This is a genomic window from Vagococcus humatus, assembly GCF_003950325.1.
Lineage (GTDB): Bacteria > Bacillota > Bacilli > Lactobacillales > Vagococcaceae > Vagococcus_C > Vagococcus_C humatus.
The window spans coordinates 718,153-735,061 of record NZ_PXZH01000001.1; the positions used below are offsets into that span (position 1 = coordinate 718,153).

Annotated in this window: 17 protein-coding genes; all 17 read right to left on the minus strand. The window is 35.9% G+C overall.

The genetic code is table 11. From position 1 onward, the window contains the following. Positions 1–15 precede the first annotated feature (15 nt). The 17 genes from C7P63_RS03485 to C7P63_RS03565 all read right to left on the minus strand — a co-directional run bounded on the left by C7P63_RS03485 (position 16) and on the right by C7P63_RS03565 (position 16,883). On the minus strand, positions 16–936 hold the full coding sequence (locus C7P63_RS03485) for a F0F1 ATP synthase subunit gamma (protein WP_125942765.1): 921 nt from the start codon (positions 934–936) through the stop codon (positions 16–18). Positions 937–968: 32 nt separating this feature from the next. Further along, positions 969–2,489: a F0F1 ATP synthase subunit alpha gene (gene atpA / locus C7P63_RS03490; protein WP_125943066.1), complete on the minus strand. Its 1,521-nt coding sequence runs from the start codon at positions 2,487–2,489 to the stop codon at positions 969–971. A 30-nt stretch (positions 2,490–2,519) separates the two neighbouring features. Then, the gene (gene atpH / locus C7P63_RS03495) at positions 2,520–3,062 is read right to left on the minus strand and encodes an ATP synthase F1 subunit delta (protein ID WP_125942766.1); all 543 of its coding nucleotides are present in this window, start codon (positions 3,060–3,062) and stop codon (positions 2,520–2,522) included. Next, positions 3,052–3,576 (minus strand): F0F1 ATP synthase subunit B, encoded by a 525-nt coding sequence (atpF, locus tag C7P63_RS03500; RefSeq protein WP_125942767.1) that lies wholly within the window; start codon positions 3,574–3,576, stop codon positions 3,052–3,054. The genes atpH and atpF overlap by 11 nt, the downstream gene beginning before the upstream one ends. A 91-nt stretch (positions 3,577–3,667) precedes the next feature. Beyond that, the gene (gene atpE / locus C7P63_RS03505; RefSeq protein WP_125942768.1) at positions 3,668–3,883 is read right to left on the minus strand and encodes a F0F1 ATP synthase subunit C; all 216 of its coding nucleotides are present in this window, start codon (positions 3,881–3,883) and stop codon (positions 3,668–3,670) included. A 57-nt stretch (positions 3,884–3,940) separates the two neighbouring features. Next, complete coding sequence (gene atpB / locus C7P63_RS03510) at positions 3,941–4,669, minus strand: F0F1 ATP synthase subunit A (protein WP_125942769.1); 729 nt, start codon at positions 4,667–4,669, stop codon at positions 3,941–3,943. A gap of 406 nt (positions 4,670–5,075) precedes the next feature. Next, positions 5,076–5,537 carry an SsrA-binding protein SmpB gene (gene smpB, locus C7P63_RS03515; RefSeq protein WP_125942770.1) on the minus strand — a complete coding sequence of 154 codons (462 nt, stop codon included), beginning with the start codon at positions 5,535–5,537 and terminating at the stop codon, positions 5,076–5,078. Positions 5,538–5,618: 81 nt separating this feature from the next. Next, positions 5,619–7,994: a ribonuclease R gene (gene rnr / locus C7P63_RS03520; protein ID WP_125942771.1), complete on the minus strand. Its 2,376-nt coding sequence runs from the start codon at positions 7,992–7,994 to the stop codon at positions 5,619–5,621. Then, a complete protein-coding gene (locus tag C7P63_RS03525; RefSeq protein ID WP_125942772.1) occupies positions 7,991–8,767 on the minus strand; it encodes an alpha/beta hydrolase in 777 nt (258 codons plus the stop codon). Before C7P63_RS03525 ends, rnr begins: the two co-directional genes overlap by 4 nt. A gap of 107 nt (positions 8,768–8,874) precedes the next feature. Continuing rightward, a complete protein-coding gene (secG, locus tag C7P63_RS03530; RefSeq protein WP_125942773.1) occupies positions 8,875–9,111 on the minus strand; it encodes a preprotein translocase subunit SecG in 237 nt (78 codons plus the stop codon). 127 nt (positions 9,112–9,238) lie between these two features. Next, entirely contained in the window at positions 9,239–10,390 is a 1,152-nt protein-coding gene (gene grdD, locus C7P63_RS03535) for a glycine/sarcosine/betaine reductase complex component C subunit alpha (protein ID WP_125942774.1), read from the minus strand. A 15-nt stretch (positions 10,391–10,405) separates the two neighbouring features. Next, positions 10,406–11,941 carry a glycine/sarcosine/betaine reductase complex component C subunit beta gene (grdC, locus tag C7P63_RS03540; RefSeq protein ID WP_125942775.1) on the minus strand — a complete coding sequence of 512 codons (1,536 nt, stop codon included), beginning with the start codon at positions 11,939–11,941 and terminating at the stop codon, positions 10,406–10,408. Between the two features lie 87 nt (positions 11,942–12,028). Next, the gene (gene trxA, locus C7P63_RS03545) at positions 12,029–12,352 is read right to left on the minus strand and encodes a thioredoxin TrxA (protein WP_125942776.1); all 324 of its coding nucleotides are present in this window, start codon (positions 12,350–12,352) and stop codon (positions 12,029–12,031) included. Between the two features lie 52 nt (positions 12,353–12,404). After that, a complete protein-coding gene (locus tag C7P63_RS03550) occupies positions 12,405–13,367 on the minus strand; it encodes an NAD(P)/FAD-dependent oxidoreductase (RefSeq protein WP_165863761.1) in 963 nt (320 codons plus the stop codon). 152 nt (positions 13,368–13,519) lie between these two features. Next, the gene (gene grdA, locus C7P63_RS03555) at positions 13,520–13,990 is read right to left on the minus strand and encodes a glycine/sarcosine/betaine reductase complex selenoprotein A (RefSeq protein ID WP_125942777.1); all 471 of its coding nucleotides are present in this window, start codon (positions 13,988–13,990) and stop codon (positions 13,520–13,522) included. A 332-nt stretch (positions 13,991–14,322) separates the two neighbouring features. Beyond that, entirely contained in the window at positions 14,323–15,720 is a 1,398-nt protein-coding gene (gene selA, locus C7P63_RS03560; protein ID WP_125942778.1) for an L-seryl-tRNA(Sec) selenium transferase, read from the minus strand. Next, complete coding sequence (locus C7P63_RS03565; RefSeq protein ID WP_125942779.1) at positions 15,717–16,883, minus strand: aminotransferase class V-fold PLP-dependent enzyme; 1,167 nt, start codon at positions 16,881–16,883, stop codon at positions 15,717–15,719. Before C7P63_RS03565 ends, selA begins: the two co-directional genes overlap by 4 nt. Positions 16,884–16,909 lie beyond the last annotated feature (26 nt).

A 16,909-nucleotide genomic window follows, 5' to 3' on the forward strand; every position in this document is an offset into this window, starting at 1 on the left:
CTTCTCCTCCCGTCATTACTCTAATGCCGCAGCACCGCCAACAATTTCTGTGATTTCTTGTGTAATCGCAGTTTGACGAGCCCGGTTAAATGAAATAGTTAAATCATCAATAATATTTGAAGCGTTATCTGTTGCACTTTTCATTGCTGTCATCCGAGCAGCATGCTCAGCTGTTTTAGCATCTAAAATAGCACCATAGATTAATGTTTCAGCATATTGAGGTAGAATTCTATTTAAGATTTCTTCTTTCGAAGGTTCTAAAATATATTCTTTTTCATATGTTTTAGCCTCTTCAGCCACTAAGTCTGAAATAGGCAACATTTTTTCTGCACGAAACTGTGCTGACAATGAGTTTACATGGTGGTTATAACACACATATAATTCATCGAAGACTTCATTTTCATACATTTTAATAGCAGCCCGAACAATTTTCATCACTTCAGCAAATGTAGGATGATCGCTTAATCCACGCATTTCGTAGGCAATATTCATGCCACGTGATTTAAAAAAGTCCGCACCTGCTCGGCCAATAGCCATCATGACATATTCGTTATCATTTTCATGATCCTGACCTAGCATTGTGAGTGTTTGTTTGATTACTGAACTGTTATACCCACCTGCTAGTCCTTTGTCTGCTGTTATAACAATATAGCCAGTTTTCTTAACAGGACGAGAAACTAACATGCTGTGGTAATGTAATTCGTCAGTATCATCAAACGGATCAGGTTCCACTTCTCCTTCAAGAGATAGTAACTCAGCAGCTGCTAGGTGCGTGACAACTTCACGCACTTTACTAGCATATAGCTGAAAAGTTTTGGATGCTACTTCTGAACGATGCAGTTTAGAACCAGATACCATTTGCATAGCACTCGTGATTTGACTGGTTTTCTTTGTAGAGGCAATTCTACGTTGAATTTCAACTAATGACTCTGCCACACAAATTCACCATCCCTTCTTCTTTGGCTACACTAATTTCCAGATTGTGATCCTGGTTGGAAAATAGCAATATATTCTTTAATAGCACGGTCCATATCTTCTGTGTCAGGTAATTCTTTAGTTTGGATGATTGTTTCAAATATATCTACATGATTGTTTTCAATATATTCAAACAATTCTGTTTCAAATCTTAAAATATCATCCACTGGAATACTATCTAAAAAGCCATGTGTTAAGGCATATAAGATAGTTACTTGTTTTTCAACAGCTAAAGGTTTATGAATGTCTTGTTTTAAAATTTCAACAGTTCTACGACCACGGTTTAATTTAGCTTGTGTAGCAGCATCTAAATCTGAACCAAACTGAGCAAAGGCTTCTAATTCACGGTAACTTGCTAAGTCTAGACGTAAAGTTCCTGCTACTTTTTTCATTGCTTTAATTTGAGCAGATCCTCCAACACGAGAAACAGATAATCCAGCATCAACCGCTGGGCGAATACCTGAATAGAACAAATCATTTTGTAAGAAAATTTGTCCATCTGTGATAGAGATAACGTTGGTTGGAATATAAGCAGAAATGTCTCCTGCTTGAGTCTCAACGAACGGTAAAGCTGTCATCGAGCCTCCACCTAACTCATCACTTAATTTAGCTGCACGTTCTAATAAACGTGAGTGTAGATAGAAAACATCTCCAGGATATGCTTCACGACCTGGTGGACGACGTAATAGTAAAGATATTTCACGATAAGCAGCTGCTTGTTTAGATAAATCATCATAAACGATTAAAACATGTTTACCGTCATACATAAATTCTTCACCCATTGCAGCTCCTGCATATGGTGCTAAGTATAATAATGGAGCTGGTTGAGAAGCACTAGCTGTTACTACAATAGTATAATCCATTGCACCGTAACGTTTTAGTGTTTCCACTTGAGAACGAACAGTTGATTCTTTTTGTCCAATAGCTACATAAATACAAATCATATTTTGATTTTTTTGGTTAATGATTGTATCAATAGCAATGGTTGTTTTACCAGTTTTTCTATCCCCAATCACCAATTCACGTTGACCTCGACCAATTGGAACTAAAGCATCAATAGCTTTTAATCCAGTTTGAAGGGGCTCGTTAACGGATTGACGTTGCATAACGCCAGGTGCTGCTGCTTCGACTGGACGTGTTTTATTCGTACGAATATCCCCTAGACCATCTTGAGGTTGTCCAAGTGGGTTCACAACACGACCAATTAATTCTTCTCCTACAGGTACTTCCATGATACGACCTGTTCGTTTTACTTTGTCACCTTCACGAATGGATTCAAAGTCACCTAAGATAATAATCCCTACATCTTGTGTTTCTAAGTTTTGAGCCATACCAAAAGAACCATTTTCAAATTCTAATAATTCTCCAGACATAGCATTTTCAAGTCCATAAGCTCTAGCAATTCCGTCTCCGATATAAGTAACAATTCCTATCTCTTCGACGGCCAAGGTGTCTTCATAATTTGCAATTTGTTTTTTAATAATTGCACTAATTTCTTTTGCTTTATTGCTCAATTGTTTCACCTCTTCAATCTCTTCATTTTGCTATTTTAATAGCTCTCGATGCATATCATCTAGTTGTTTTTTAACACTGTTGTCAATCACTCGATGATTTGCTTGAATAATTAAGCCGCCTAAAATCGAAGGATCTACTTTTTTACGTAAAATTACTTGATTGACTTCATATAATTTTACAGTACGTTCTTCTAAGTCTTTTGATTCTTCATCTGTTAATTCTACAGCAGAAACAACATCTACTATTAAAATTCCTTTATTTTCATAATAAAGGTTTTCAAACTCATCTATAATTCCTGGCATTTCTTTCATACGGCCATAATCATAGATTACATAAATAAATTTAGAAACAACATCACTAAAGTCTTTATCTAATTCATGCAAAATATCGATTTTTTCAAATGATTCTAAGCGGTCATCACTTAAAATAAGACCTAAATCTGGGACTTCTACAAAGACAGCCCGTAAGTCTAAAAGCTCTTGATACACTTCATCAATCATTTTATTTTCTTTCGCTATTTCAAAGAGAGCCTTCCCATATTTACGGTCAGCAATTAAATTATCAATCTTCATGGCGTTTTCCTAGCCCTTCGATATAAGAATCGATCAATTCTTTATGGGTATCTTGGCTTAATTCTTTTTTCAAAATCTTAGACGCGATTTGAACTGATAAATCAGCCACTTCCCGTTTAGCAGATTCTATAATTTGCTCTCTTTCAAGTTCGATATCTTTACGTGCTTTTTCACGGTAATGGTTAGCATCTTGTTTTGCATCAGTCACAATTGAATTAGCTAATTTTTCTGCATTTTCTCTTGCTTCACGTACAATACCTGCTGCTTCAGCTTTTGTTTGAACAAGCTCATCTTCACGTTTTTTTAATAACGTTTGAGCTTTTTCATTTGCTTGTTCTGCTCCATCTATATCATCGGAAATTTTTTGAGCACGATCACTTAACATGGTAGTAATAGGACCCCATGCAAATTTTTTAATAAGCATCATCAAAATGATAAAAGATAATGTTACGAATAAGACTGTTGTGAATGTTGTACTGGTATGGGCACTACCAACGACGAAATTCTCGATCATTTTCGTTCGCACTTCCTCTCCTTTTTATCATAGAAAGAAAGCAGAGACGGTTTATAGTATATCCTAGAAAACCTCCTGCTTTCTGATATGCTTACCCTAAGAATACTAATAATAACGCAATAACAATACCTAAGATTGGAACAGCCTCGATAAGACCTGCACCGATAAACATTGTACTTCTTAATTCACCAGATAATTCTGGTTGGCGAGCCATACACTCGATTGTTTTTGAAATAACCTTTCCGTTCCCGTAAGCTGCTGCGATTGCTGAGCCAAATACGGCGATTGCTGCTGCAATGTAATTCATAGTTTGTTTCCTCCTACTTAAATCATCATTTTTTTATGTTTTTTAGTGTAAATATGTTTATTCTGCTTCAATCTTATGTGATAAATAAACCGATGTTAGTGTCACAAAGATGTAAGCTTGAATACCGCCAATAAAGATAGAGAAGCCTTGCCAAACCATCTCTAATGGTAATGCGAAAACAAATGTGATAATTCCTTTGCTAGCAGCAAAGTTAGATATTAATGTTAATAAAACTTCACCTGCAAAGATATTTCCGTATAGACGTAAACCTAACGTCAATACGTTTGTGAATTCTTCCATAAATTTGATTGGCATTAAAAATGAGACAGGTTTCTTAAAGCTATTAACAAAATATCCGTGTAATCCAAATTTTCGAATACCGAAGTAATTTGTTAGAATAATCATTAATGCGGCAAGCGTTAGTGTCACCATTGGATCCGCTGTGGGACTTTTCCAATAACTAACTGCTACACCACTAGCATTGTGAACTTCTATTTTAGTCATTAAACCAATCATGTTTGAGACTAAAACAAATAAGAATAAGGTATATGCTAATAAATGATAATTTCCTACTTCTTTTTTAGGTAAGTTGCTATCCAAAATACCTTTGACAAAGTCGATTACAGCTTCCAAAACATTTTGTTTTCCTTTAGGTTTTAACTGTAGATTTCGTGAGCAACCATAAGTAAAACCAAAAATAATCGCACATGTTAAGATTGTCATGCCAATCACAGTTAGATCAAAATCTAATCCTGCAATTGTCACTATTTTTGACACTTCGTTCATCTTGTTTCACCTCTTTTCTAGAGAGAGAATTACTAATAAAAGGCACAGTAATAAATAGTTAATAGTTTAACATTAGCTATAAGTTTTTTCTTATAATTCTATTACTTGAAGCCATTTAACATACCATATCATACCACCAACAAAAGCAAAATACAAAAGCTTTTGTAAAAATTTCTGAAAATTTTTGTAGTTCCTTGATATGTCACTAACTAGACCGACTTCTCTACTCATTTATCAATAAAAAAAACGAATTGATTTTCCTCCTTTATAAAAATTAAATAAACTTACGTATTTATCCTAACAAATTTTATAAACTTTTGAAAGAAGTATCCTGTTTTTTTCCCTAGTTAGTAAGAAACTTCAAATAATAGCTAATAAAATTGTGAATAATTACGTAAGTCTTAGGTTAATCTCGGTTCTTTAAAGCTCGTTCAATCTCTCGGTTTTGCACTTTTCTTTTAAGATCTTCTCGCTTGTCATATTTCTTTTTCCCTTTAGCTAAACCTATTAATACTTTGGCTACGCCATTTTTGATATAAACCTTTAAAGGTATTAACGTAATCCCAGTATTTTTAGTTTCTCCAATTAAACGTTGAATTTGTTTTTTGTGCATTAATAGTTTCCGGGTCCGAAGTGGATCATGGTTAAAAATATTCCCTTGATCATAAGGACTAATATGCACATTATGTAAAAACACTTCACCATTTCGTACTCTAGCAAAACCATCTTTCAAATTAATCCGACCTGCCCGAATAGATTTTATTTCTGTCCCCTGCAAGACAATTCCTGCTTCAATTGTATCTACAATTGTATAATCATGTCTAGCTTTTCGATTTTGAGCGATTAATTTGCCGTCTCCTTTGGGCATTTTCTCTCCTCCAGTCTTAAAAATAAGGGAACAACTTATTTTTCTCTACCTATTTATATAGGAAAAAATAAGTCATTCTTTTTATTTTTTCTTATGGGATTTCTTTTTAGCTACTCCTTTATAAAAAGGTTGCTTTTTCTTTTTCCCTTTTGCTTTCTTTTTTTCAGTTTTTTCTTTTACTGATTTGGTAGAAGAAGATTTCAGTGAAGAAGTCTGATGATTCCCTTTATTTTTTCTTCTTCTAGATTGACGGTTATGAGAGCCGTTAACTACATGAGCCAACTCATGGGTCGTTTCCGCTGACACTAATTCAAAATCAATTTCTCTTAGGTCAGCATCAGCTTTAGTTACTTTTATACGAACAGGTTGTCCAATTTTATAGGTTTTTCCTGTCCTTTCTCCGACAAGCGCTAAATGATTTTCCAAATAATGATAGTAATCATCGGTCATGCTCTTCATATGAACTAACCCTTCAACCGTATTAGTCAGCTCTACAAACATGCCAAACTTCATAATAGAACTAATAATTCCGTCGTACTCTTCCCCAATTTTATCTTCCATAAATTCAGCTTTTTTCATTGCCTCTGTTTCTCGTTCTGCTTCAACTGAACGACGCTCCATTTGTGAGCTGTGCTTAGCAATATCTGGAAGTAACTCTTTCCATTTGTCTTTTCCTTTTTTATCCACTGTTTGCGTTAAATAAAACCGAATAAGACGATGAACAATTAAGTCAGGATACCGACGAATTGGAGAGGTAAAATGCGTGTAATAAGGAGCAGCTAAACCATAGTGACTATCCAGTTGCTCAGAATATCTGGCTTGTTGCATACTTCTTAGTAGCATGGTGTTAATAACCATTTCTTCTGGTTTTCCTGCCACCTTATCTAAGGCGTCTTGCAATTGTCTAGGCGTAATATCTTCTTTAGTTCCTTTGACTAAAATTCCAAACGTTGAAGCAAACTCGAAAAAGCGTTGCATTTTGTCTTCATTCGGTTGCTCATGAATTCGGTAAATAAAAGGCAAATCTAGCTGATAAAAATGAGCGGCTACAGTCTCATTAGCAGCTAACATAAAGGACTCAATTAGTCTTTCGCCTACCCCACGTTCTCGTAAAATAATATCTTGTGGATGACCTGCTTCGTCTACTAAAATATAAGATTCTCTATCTTCAAAAGAAATAGCTCCACGTCTTTGCCGCATTTCTTCTAGAATATGATGTAATTCTTTCATCGCTTGAAACATTGGAACTAATTCAGAATATTCTGCCATAACCTCAGGATTTTTTTCTTCTAAAATTTGGTTTACTGCTGTGTAAGTCATTCTTGCACTAGTTTGAATGACACTTGGGAAAATATCATGACGGACTACTTTACCCGCTTGATCAATTTCCATTTCACAACTCATAGTTAAGCGAGGAACATGTGGATTTAAAGAACAAATCCCATTAGATAATCGATGAGGAATCATTGGGATAACCCGGTCAGTTAAATAAACACTAGTTCCTCGTTCATAAGCTTCTAAATCAATTGGGCTGCCTTCTGGTACATAATAAGACACATCCGCAATATGTACCCCTAAAAAATAATGCCCATTGTCTAATTTTCTAACAGTTACAGCATCATCTAAATCTTTAGCGTCTGCTCCGTCAATCGTCACAATAGTTTGATTTCTTAAATCTTTTCTTCCTTCTAAGTCACGAGCTGAAATCTCATCTGGGGTCTTTTCCCCTTGCTCAATAACTTCTCTTGGAAATTCAGTTGGAATGCCGTATTGCATCACAATCGACATAATATCCATTCCTGGATCATTTTTATGACCAACCGTTTGTTTAATCAGCCCTTCAATTTGTGTATTATAACCAGGTTCAGGGTAATGAGTGATTTCTAGTAAACAAATCATTCCCTCTACTGGTTTAATCCCTTCTGCAGCTACATAAATCTGATAATTTTTCAATTTTTTATCTTTAGGAATCAATTCTCCGTATAAATCTGTTTCTTGAACCATCTCTTCTGTATAAGCCACAAATTCCCCAATAATTTGGGTGAATTCTCGTTCAATAATGTCCACTACTTTACCTTCTGCAGTTTTCCCTTGGACAAGATTGGCAGGTTTAACAATATCTATTGCTACTTTGTCTCCGTTAAGAGCATAACTTGTGGATTCTTTAGGAATAAACACATCATCTTCATCTGAGTCAATAGTTACAAAACCAAAGCCACGTTCATTTGCTCGAAAAATACCTTCTATTAAAATATCTTTTTGGGCTAATTTAATTTTGCCCTTTTTAGTAAATTCAACTAATTGTTCCCTTTCCATGGCAGCGATGGTTTGGACTAATAGCTTAAAATCCTCTGCCTTGACTAAGTTAATTCCCTTAGCCACTTCTTCCATTGTAAAACTACTTTGGCTTTCTGTTTCTAACCAAGTTAAAATTTGTGTTTTAATTGTTTGTTTCATTCTCTCTCCTTCTTCCAAGCAAGTTGATTTACAAATTGTAAAACATCTTCTTGAAATTGTTTTCGCTCAGGTCCAATTGTGATAATATGTCCACTATTAGGATACCAATAGACTTTAGCACAGTCATTCTTAAAAGCCTTAGCAGCTTCATAAACATCTTCAGGTGGAATCATTTTATCTTGTCCAGCTTGCACTAACATCATTGGAACCTTAATATGTTTTAATTCGTCATGCACTTCTTCTGTATAGGCAGTAATTTGATTTAACTGTTCTGGCAGCTCTTGTTGGATCCGATAAATTTCTTCTTCCAATTCCTCTGCTGTATAACCAATCGCCGTTAATTGTTGCCTTGCCGTATATAGAAATTGGGGAATAATATTAGTTTCCGTTTGAGCAATTAACAGTGGTGAACAGAAAAAACCTCCGCCAACGATTATTTCCGGATATTCTTCGACCATTTTGGTAGCAAAAATTCCTCCAAGAGATAAACCAAAAGCAGCTAGTTGTTTGCAGCCTTCTTGTTTCATATAAGCTACTGCTTTTTCCATATCTTGATGCCAAGCTCCAGGTCCGGCATCTAAAATAGGTTCTGGAATATTTTGCCCATGGCCTCTAAACAACGGCAACAGAACACTATACCCTTGGTTGTTTAAGTATCTTCCTAACATTCGTACGTCGTTAGGCGTTCCTGTATAGGCATGAAATAAAATAATTCCACGCTCATCTCCTTTAAAATAAACAGATCCAGGCAACTCATTTTCACGAATTAACATCTTCTCACACCTTCTCTACTTCATAGCATTTATAACTTTATCCTTTTATAAATCTATTGTAACAAGAAAAAAGTCTCCTGTTCAAACAGGAGACCTTTCGATTTTGATTATTTTGACCCAAGAAAGGCAAGCATCACAGCAAGAACTGCCCATACAGTGCCTAACACAGCTGTAACACGTTGCATTACGGCTTCAAAACCTCGGGATTTTTGTTTACCAAACAACTGATCTGCACCGCCAGTAAAAGCACTAGCTGCACTATTTTGTTTACTTGGCTGCATCATGACTGAAATGATAATCAAAATAGAAAGGACAATCATCACGCCTAGTAAAAATTTATACACCTTTTAAAACCTCCCTCAGCGACTGTTTCATATCTACACTATTTTACCATAACGAAAAAAAAAAATCTATAAAACCCGACCATTATAAAAAAGAATCAGACGCTAGCATCTGATTCTTTCCATCTTGTTAAATAAATTCTGCGGCTTTTAAAATCTCCACAGCCTTATCGTGATTTGCTTCACTGATCAAGACAATAGGTCCTGTACAACCCATACCACTTTCAGCATAAATATTTTCTTTCCATAAAGCTTTTACTGCATCATCTAACTCAATAACATCAATCCCAGCAATATCTGAGGTAACAATTTCTTTAGCTGGCATTTCAATAGCTTGTTCTGCAACGGCTTGTTTAGGTTGCAAGGACTCACATACTTCTTTTAGTTTAGCAGCTTTAGCTAGACGGTATTCTTCTTGACTTTTAGCAATAATATCTCCAGAAGCTAATTCATAAGCGTAAAGCATTGCATTAGCAATAACACTAGCTCCACTAGCTCTTGAAATAATTAAAATATTGTTTTCATAGCCGTCGCCAATACCAGGACCATAACCATAGCCCATCGCTTCGTAACTGCCACCAGTTGTATAAGCTGAGAACATTTTCATTAAAATATTACCAGTTAAGCTATCACAAACCATAACGTCTGCACTACCTTCTAGTAAATCATTTCCTCGCATAACTGTTCCACCATCTGCTCGGTGGCTTTCACTAAAGTTAATTGGATAGCCATTTTCTTTTAAGGTTTTCAAAGCTCGCTCTACGCTTCTAGCTCCGTCAACATTTAAAATACCTACAGTTGGTTGTTTAATACCAATTGCTTTTGCAGCAGCTACACCGTTAACCGCATTTAACACCATGGCTTCATTACGATTAGAACTAGTTGTGCCTGTAGTAGTTGAAATCAGCATCTCTTTGCCTGTTCCTGGTGTGATAACTCTTCCCACAGTAGACACCCCAATTGGGAAACTATAGTGTAAAGTAACACATCCTTGCAAATAACCTGATGCCAATAATTCTTCCATTTTTTTATAATTATCAGCTTCACAAGTTGTCACAACATTTTCAATACCTGGCCAATCTACTTGAGAGCCAATTGCCACAATATCAAAGTTGTCATTTTTTTGTGCTAATTTGACTGCCTCTTGCATGACTGTTAAGCCGTGTTCACTTCCATCAATGGTTAAACCAATTTTGATGCGTGGACCTAGTGTACCTGTCTCTAAAGCAGAGGCCATTTCTGTAAATACTTCTTTAATTGTTTCATTTATTTTGTTCGACATGTACTCACCTCTACTCTATTCTTTTGAGAAGTTCTCTAAAAAGTCGCGCAGGGCATCAGCCACAGCTTGACGGACTTCTTCTTTCATATCAGCACTATTCTCTGAAGCAGTTTCTCCTGAGTTTCTTTCAATAATAATAGATACTCCGTCAAATAAGTTAGTCATTCGACCTAAGAATAATGACCCTTTACCTACAATCATAGCACGGTTTTTATCCCCTGTTGTTAAATCATCTACAGCAAATCCTAGATAAGGTACGCCACTTGGAATATGACCTTGAGTAGGTGCCCAACCTGGAATAGATTTATTTTTAACAAATGTCATTAATTCTTTTTTCTCTAACTGTTTACGTAACACACCAATAGCACCAATCATTTTCATGTTTGCTTCTGGTACGTCCCCTGCTCCAGCAGGTTTAGTAATATCTGGGTTTTGCATTTCAACAGAATAAGCATCCACATCATGGACAGTTAAACCAGCTCGCTCTAAAGGTTCTGCAATTAAAGCAGTTGTAACTGCTTGTGGACTAGACCCACTAGATACTTTATGACGACCAATTAAGTCGGAACGTAATACTGGATGTTCTCCGTCATTTGGACCAATTAATGCTGCAAATCCGCCAACCACATCTTCTAAAATAGGTAAACCTTTATCCACGTGTGATTTTCCGTTCATCCCTAATTTAGCCGTTGCTCCACCTGCAACAATAACCACATTTTTATATGTTTCTGAACGAACTAAAGAAGCAGCTGAAATCAGCGCATGAGTAGGTGCTGCACAAAATCCGCGTAAATCTGAACCTGTTGCATTTACACAGCCGCATAACTCTGCAATAGACTTAGCGAAGTTACCACCACCACGTTGGTTCATATCTCCACAAGCTTCTTCACTACACTCAATCACATACTCTACTTCTTCTGGATTAATATCATTATCTCTAAATAAATGACGAAGTGAAATAACGCCACTAGCTTTCACTACTAAGTTTTCCAACATAACATGAGCTGTTAAGTTAGCATCAATTTCATGGGCTCTTAGTACGCATCCTACTAACTGATAGTCGTAATAAAGACCTTCTGCATCATGTGTGTCCACTTGTTCTTGAATCCACTCTAAAGTGACACCTTCTTTAATTTTATCTACATCTTTAGCAAACAATTCATGATCGATTAATTCTTGTTTCACGTCTTTAGCAAATGCATCTTCTAAATGAACTAATTCAAAAACATCACAAATTTGCATAATGCCGTAAAATTCTTTTTCTGGCATTATTTCGCCAAATTTACCATACCGTTGACCTTCAATTTTTTCATTGACCCAAGGTTGAGGTAGCGCTTTTAATTCTTCAGGAGTCATATTACCAATATATGTTTGGTTAGGTGCATAATTAACCACATCTTCATACGAACGTAAATTTTCTCTAACTTTTTTTAAATACTCACTGTTTGGGTTCACAACCTTTTCAGTTGTTTGTGTTGTCCCATTTTGTTCTACCATATCAGGCGTATGTATTAGGACATAACTTGCCCCTTTTAACGTTGAAAAATCCATCGAAATCCTCCCTTTTCAAGAAAAGGGTTAGTAACATGACTAACCCTTTATGACAGTTATCTATTAAAGTATGTAGCTAATAATGTATTAAATATGGCGTTGAATAAGTGCTTCGATATTTTCTTTAGTACAATCATCTTTTCCTAACTCTTCAACTTTTTCACCTTTTATGTAAATAGACATAACAGGTAAGCCCATAATACGATGTTTAATACAGAAACGGCGAACACCTTTTTGAGATGTGTTAAATTTTGTAAAATGCATTTGTTCTCCGTATTTTTCTGATAGTTCTTCGACTGCAGGCATTAAAGCGATACAGTTTTCACAACTTTCTCCCCACCAGTCAATCAATACTGGTTTGTCTTGTTCTACCACTTCTTGGTCAAAATTTTCTAATGTTAATTCAATCATTATTCTTCCTCCTATATATTCTTTCAACATAAGTTTTAGATTTTTTTATCGTTTAACGTTTAGATTCTACATATTTTTGAACGGCGAAAGCAGCAGTTGCTCCGTCCCCAGTTGCTGTCACCACTTGACGTAATAATTTTGGTCGAATGTCGCCAGCTGCGAAAACTCCTTTAATACTAGTTTCCATACATTCGTTTGTTTGAATGTATCCCCATTCATTTAGTTCTAATTTATCTTGATACAATGTTGTAGTTGGGATATAGCCAATAAAGACAAACACACCAAATGTGCCATCTTCTTCATCAGCAAAGACTTCTGTTACTTCCCCTGTCTCTGTATTTTTAAGAACCATTGACTCAACAAGGCCGTCCCCTTTAATCTCTTCTACTACTGTATTATAAGTCACATCAATTTTTCCGGATTTTTTAGCTTGCTCAATTGCAATGGCATCAGCTGTTAATCGGTCTAAGTTTTGGATAATGTGCACTTTTCTACCAAAGCTAGTTAAAAATGTTGCTTCTTCTACAGCAGAGTTTCCCCCACCAATCACATAAATTTCCATGTCTTCAAAGAAAGCTCCATCACATGTTGCACAATAAGAAACTCCTTTACCTTGAAGTTCTGCCTCGCCTGGACAACCAATTTTACGAGGAGACGCTCCATTAGCACAAATTACTGCTAAACTTTGATAAGTCGTGCCATCTTGACATGTGATTGTTTTCACATCTCCGTCTAAATCAAGGCCTACTACTTCTTTTCCAACTTCTATTTGAGCTCCGTATTTTTTAGCTTGATCGGTCATACGTTTAATTAATTCTGGTCCAGAAGGTTCTTCTTCACTTGAACCTACAACAGAGCCAGGAAAGTTTGCAATTTCATGGGTAGTCACAATCTGACCACCTAATTTAGTTTTTTCTAACACAATAACTTTTAAACGAGCACGAGCATTATATAAAGCAGCTGTCAATCCAGCGGGGCCACCGCCGATAATAACAACATCATACATTTCTGACATGACAAAACTTCCTTTCATATACAAATGAATACGTTTTCATATTTGGTGGGCGAATAGATAACCGCCTTAGGTTAAGTCCAAGTAGAAATAACTCACCGAGTCATTTTCTCCTGGACTTAGTTTAAGGCTTACTTATTTATTCTACGGTACGATTACGCGTACTTAGAATATTCCTTACGAATTTCTGAGACTTCATTAATAATCTCGTCTACTTCTAAGACCATTTCCATCATACCAATTTGTTCTTCATAAACATCTGGATCGACAAACCCTTTAAATTCTGGTTCTACAGCATGGTAGACAGCTAGACCTAGCTCTACGTTTGTTAGAGGTCCTGCATAAGTAGGATCTCCTGCTGTAACTGTTTCTGCAGCAAGACCTGCTGCTTCATACTCTGCAGCACCAATAAGGATAACTAAGTTTTCAGCTCCATATTTTTCTGCTGCTTCTTTTACTCTGCGTTGATTTTCCAAATCCATTGCCCCAGCGGCCGTTCAAACAAAACACTCTGTGGATGAAAAAACAACTTCGGCTGTAGTGCCTTTTAGACATTCTTCAATCGCTTGTCCTGGAATACCATCACGGTCGCCAATAACAATGATCTTTTTGTTATCTAATGCCATTTTAAATCCCTCCAAAAATAGAATTTATATAAAACAAAGAGTTAACTCTTTGTTTTTATCAAAATAAGACGTTAACTGAATCCATTTATTTCATTAACTATTACTTTACCTTAAAATCTTTGTAAGTGTCTCTTTACTTACATGAGTGAAAAACTAATAACGTTTACAACCTAATACTAACAAAGTCTAGTTAGTTATACAATGCACAATGTGAATATTTTTAATAATTACTTAGAGGGTTTTCATTATTATAAAATGAGCTTTTAAAATAATGAATCCCCTTCCAACTTCAAGTCAAGTATAACATAACTAAACGTTTTTTTAAATCCCGTTTAGTTGCCCTGTGTAGTCATTTCCTTTAGAGTTTCAACAATAGTAGCAACCTGATTAGCCTCCACTGTTCTCAAATCAAAGTACACGCTTTGATCATGAACTCTTGTAATAATATGAGCCTTAGACAACCTTAATCCTCGCTCAATTTCAGCAGCTGAAAAAACTGGTGAAGTATACTTCACTAATTTTGTCGGCAAATACTCCATCGGATAAGAGCCTCCACCTACTTGTGAATAGCCTTCTGATAACGTAAGATCACCTAGAATATCACTAGACTTTCCTAGTTGAATGAAATCAATTGCTTTTTTTTCAATTTCAGCAAGAGACTGCTTTAATAAACGTAAGGTCGGTACTTGATCAAAAACTTGTTCTTTATTTAAATAAAGTCGCAAAGTTCCCTCTAAAGCAGCAATCGTCATCTTGTCTACTCTTAACGCACGGGTTAACTGATTTTTTTTCATTTTTTCAATATAGGCTTTTTTCCCTACAATAATTCCTGCTTGTGGGCCGCCTAATAATTTATCCCCGCTAAATGTAACAATGTCACATCCTGCTTCTAAGCACTCCCGTACAGTAGGCTCATAGGATAAACCTAACTCAGTCAAATCCATCAACAACCCACTACCTAAGTCATTCATTACTGGGAGCTCATGTTGATGACCAATTTGTACCAATTCTTCCATACTAACTGTCTCAGAAAAACCTACGACTCTATAATTACTTGTATGAACTTTTAAAAGAGCCCCAGTTTCTTCATTAATGGCTTCTTTATAATCTTTAGCATGGGTTTTATTTGTTGTCCCTACTTCTTTAATCCGACCCCCACTTAATTCAATAATATTAGGAATTCGGAAAGAACCACCAATTTCAACTAGCTCTCCTCTTGAAACCACAATTTCTTGTTGATTAGCTAAAGTGTTAAGAGCTAATAAAACAGCAGCTGCATTGTTATTCACAACTAACACATCTTCTGCCCCTGTTAGTTCTTGTATAATCTGAGTCAAATGACTGTAACGAGAGCCTCGCTGGCCTTTTTCTAAATCATACTCTAAATTGGAATAACCAAACGCTATATCATTTAAGTAAGACTGAATCGATGGACTTAAATTAGAACGACCTAAATTAGTGTGAAGAACCACCCCTGTAGCATTAATCACTGAACACAAATGAGGCGTGTGCTTTTGTTGTAAAGCTTGTTCAATTTTTGAAATAAAATGAACTATCTCTAAAGACACGTCTTCTTCTCCTGCTAATAATTTGCTACGAGTCGCTTGAATAATGTGTTGGGTACTTTTTTTAACTTGTTCAACTCCGTATTGAGAAATAACAGATAACATATCTGGTTGCTTTAGCAGTTGATCAACGGATGGCAGTTGTGCTAATACATTTTTTTTCACAGTAAGCTCTCCTCAACTTTTTCATAAATAGTTTGTACGGCTTGAATCGCTTGATCTACCTCTTCTTCCGTATGATAATGAGAAAATGAAAAACGTACCATACCTTGATGAGTTGTTCCCATAGCTTCATGAACTAAAGGAGCACAATGTAAACCTGGTCTAACCGCAATTTCATAAGTCTCATTCAAATAATCAGCAATCTCTGCAGAAGGAAGATTTCCTATGTTAAAAGAAACAATGCCAGTACGGCAAGTTGCTTCATAATCTCCATAAAAAGTCACTTTCTCTAACCCTTTAATCCCCTCATAAAACCGGTTGGCCATAGCCATTTGTTTTTGATGAACCTTATCTAAGCCTTGCTCCATCAACTCTTTTAAGCTAGCATCTAGCCCAACAATTCCTAGTAAGTTAGTTGTACCAGCTTCTAAAACTGTTGGATAATCATGGGGATGAATTTTATCTTGGGAATGAACACCACTGCCTCCCACTAGTAATGGTTCAAAAGGTAACGCTTCTTTAAAACAGATTCCGCCAATCCCTTGTGGTCCGTATAAAGATTTATGTCCTGTGAAACACAATACATCAATCCCTAAATCCTGCACATCAATTGGTAGACTGCCGGCAGTTTGTGAGGCATCCACAATAAATAAAAGATCGTGCTTCTGACAAATGGTGCTAATTTTTCTTAAATCAATCACATTTCCAATCACATTAGAGGCGTGAGTACATACTATTCCTTTAGTGTTTGGTTGAATTAACTTTTCTATTTCATCGTAGTGAATTTTTCCAGTTACCTTATCACAGGGAACAAAAGACAGTTCCACTCCTTGTTTTTCTTTTAAATAAAGTGGACGTAACACTGAATTATGCTCATAATTTGTGGTAATAACATGATCTCCTGGTTGAAATAAGCCTTGAATGGCCATATTAAGTGCCATAGTCGCATTCATCGTATAACCAATTCCAGCTGATGAAGGAAGATTAAAAAACGTTTTTAACCTTTCTTTTGCTTGATATAATTTGCGGTAGCCATTTAATGAAAAATCATGGGCACCTCTAGAAGGATTGCCACATGTTTCACTTAGTAATAGCTGACTTATCTCTTGTGCCACAGCTTGTGGTTTTTTTAATGATGTGGCTGCATAATCAAAATAAATCCCCAAAACTTCTCCTCCTCACTGTTTGTCTA

Excerpts from the sequence above, each read along its gene's own strand:
- atpF (WP_125942767.1), bottom strand. The coding sequence starts at position 3,576 with ATGATCGAGAATTTCGTCGTTGGTAGTGCCCATACCAGTACAACATTC.
- atpB (WP_125942769.1), bottom strand. The coding sequence starts at position 4,669 with ATGAACGAAGTGTCAAAAATAGTGACAATTGCAGGATTAGATTTTGAT.
- smpB (WP_125942770.1), bottom strand. The coding sequence starts at position 5,537 with ATGCCCAAAGGAGACGGCAAATTAATCGCTCAAAATCGAAAAGCTAGA.
- rnr (WP_125942771.1), bottom strand. The coding sequence starts at position 7,994 with ATGAAACAAACAATTAAAACACAAATTTTAACTTGGTTAGAAACAGAA.
- grdC (WP_125942775.1), bottom strand. The coding sequence starts at position 11,941 with ATGGATTTTTCAACGTTAAAAGGGGCAAGTTATGTCCTAATACATACG.
- trxA (WP_125942776.1), bottom strand. The coding sequence starts at position 12,352 with ATGATTGAATTAACATTAGAAAATTTTGACCAAGAAGTGGTAGAACAA.
- atpH (WP_125942766.1), bottom strand. The coding sequence starts at position 3,062 with ATGAAGATTGATAATTTAATTGCTGACCGTAAATATGGGAAGGCTCTC.
- C7P63_RS03525 (WP_125942772.1), bottom strand. The coding sequence starts at position 8,767 with ATGTTAATTCGTGAAAATGAGTTGCCTGGATCTGTTTATTTTAAAGGA.
- grdD (WP_125942774.1), bottom strand. The coding sequence starts at position 10,390 with ATGTCGAACAAAATAAATGAAACAATTAAAGAAGTATTTACAGAAATG.
- C7P63_RS03550 (WP_165863761.1), bottom strand. The coding sequence starts at position 13,367 with ATGTCAGAAATGTATGATGTTGTTATTATCGGCGGTGGCCCCGCTGGA.
- atpE (WP_125942768.1), bottom strand. The coding sequence starts at position 3,883 with ATGAATTACATTGCAGCAGCAATCGCCGTATTTGGCTCAGCAATCGCA.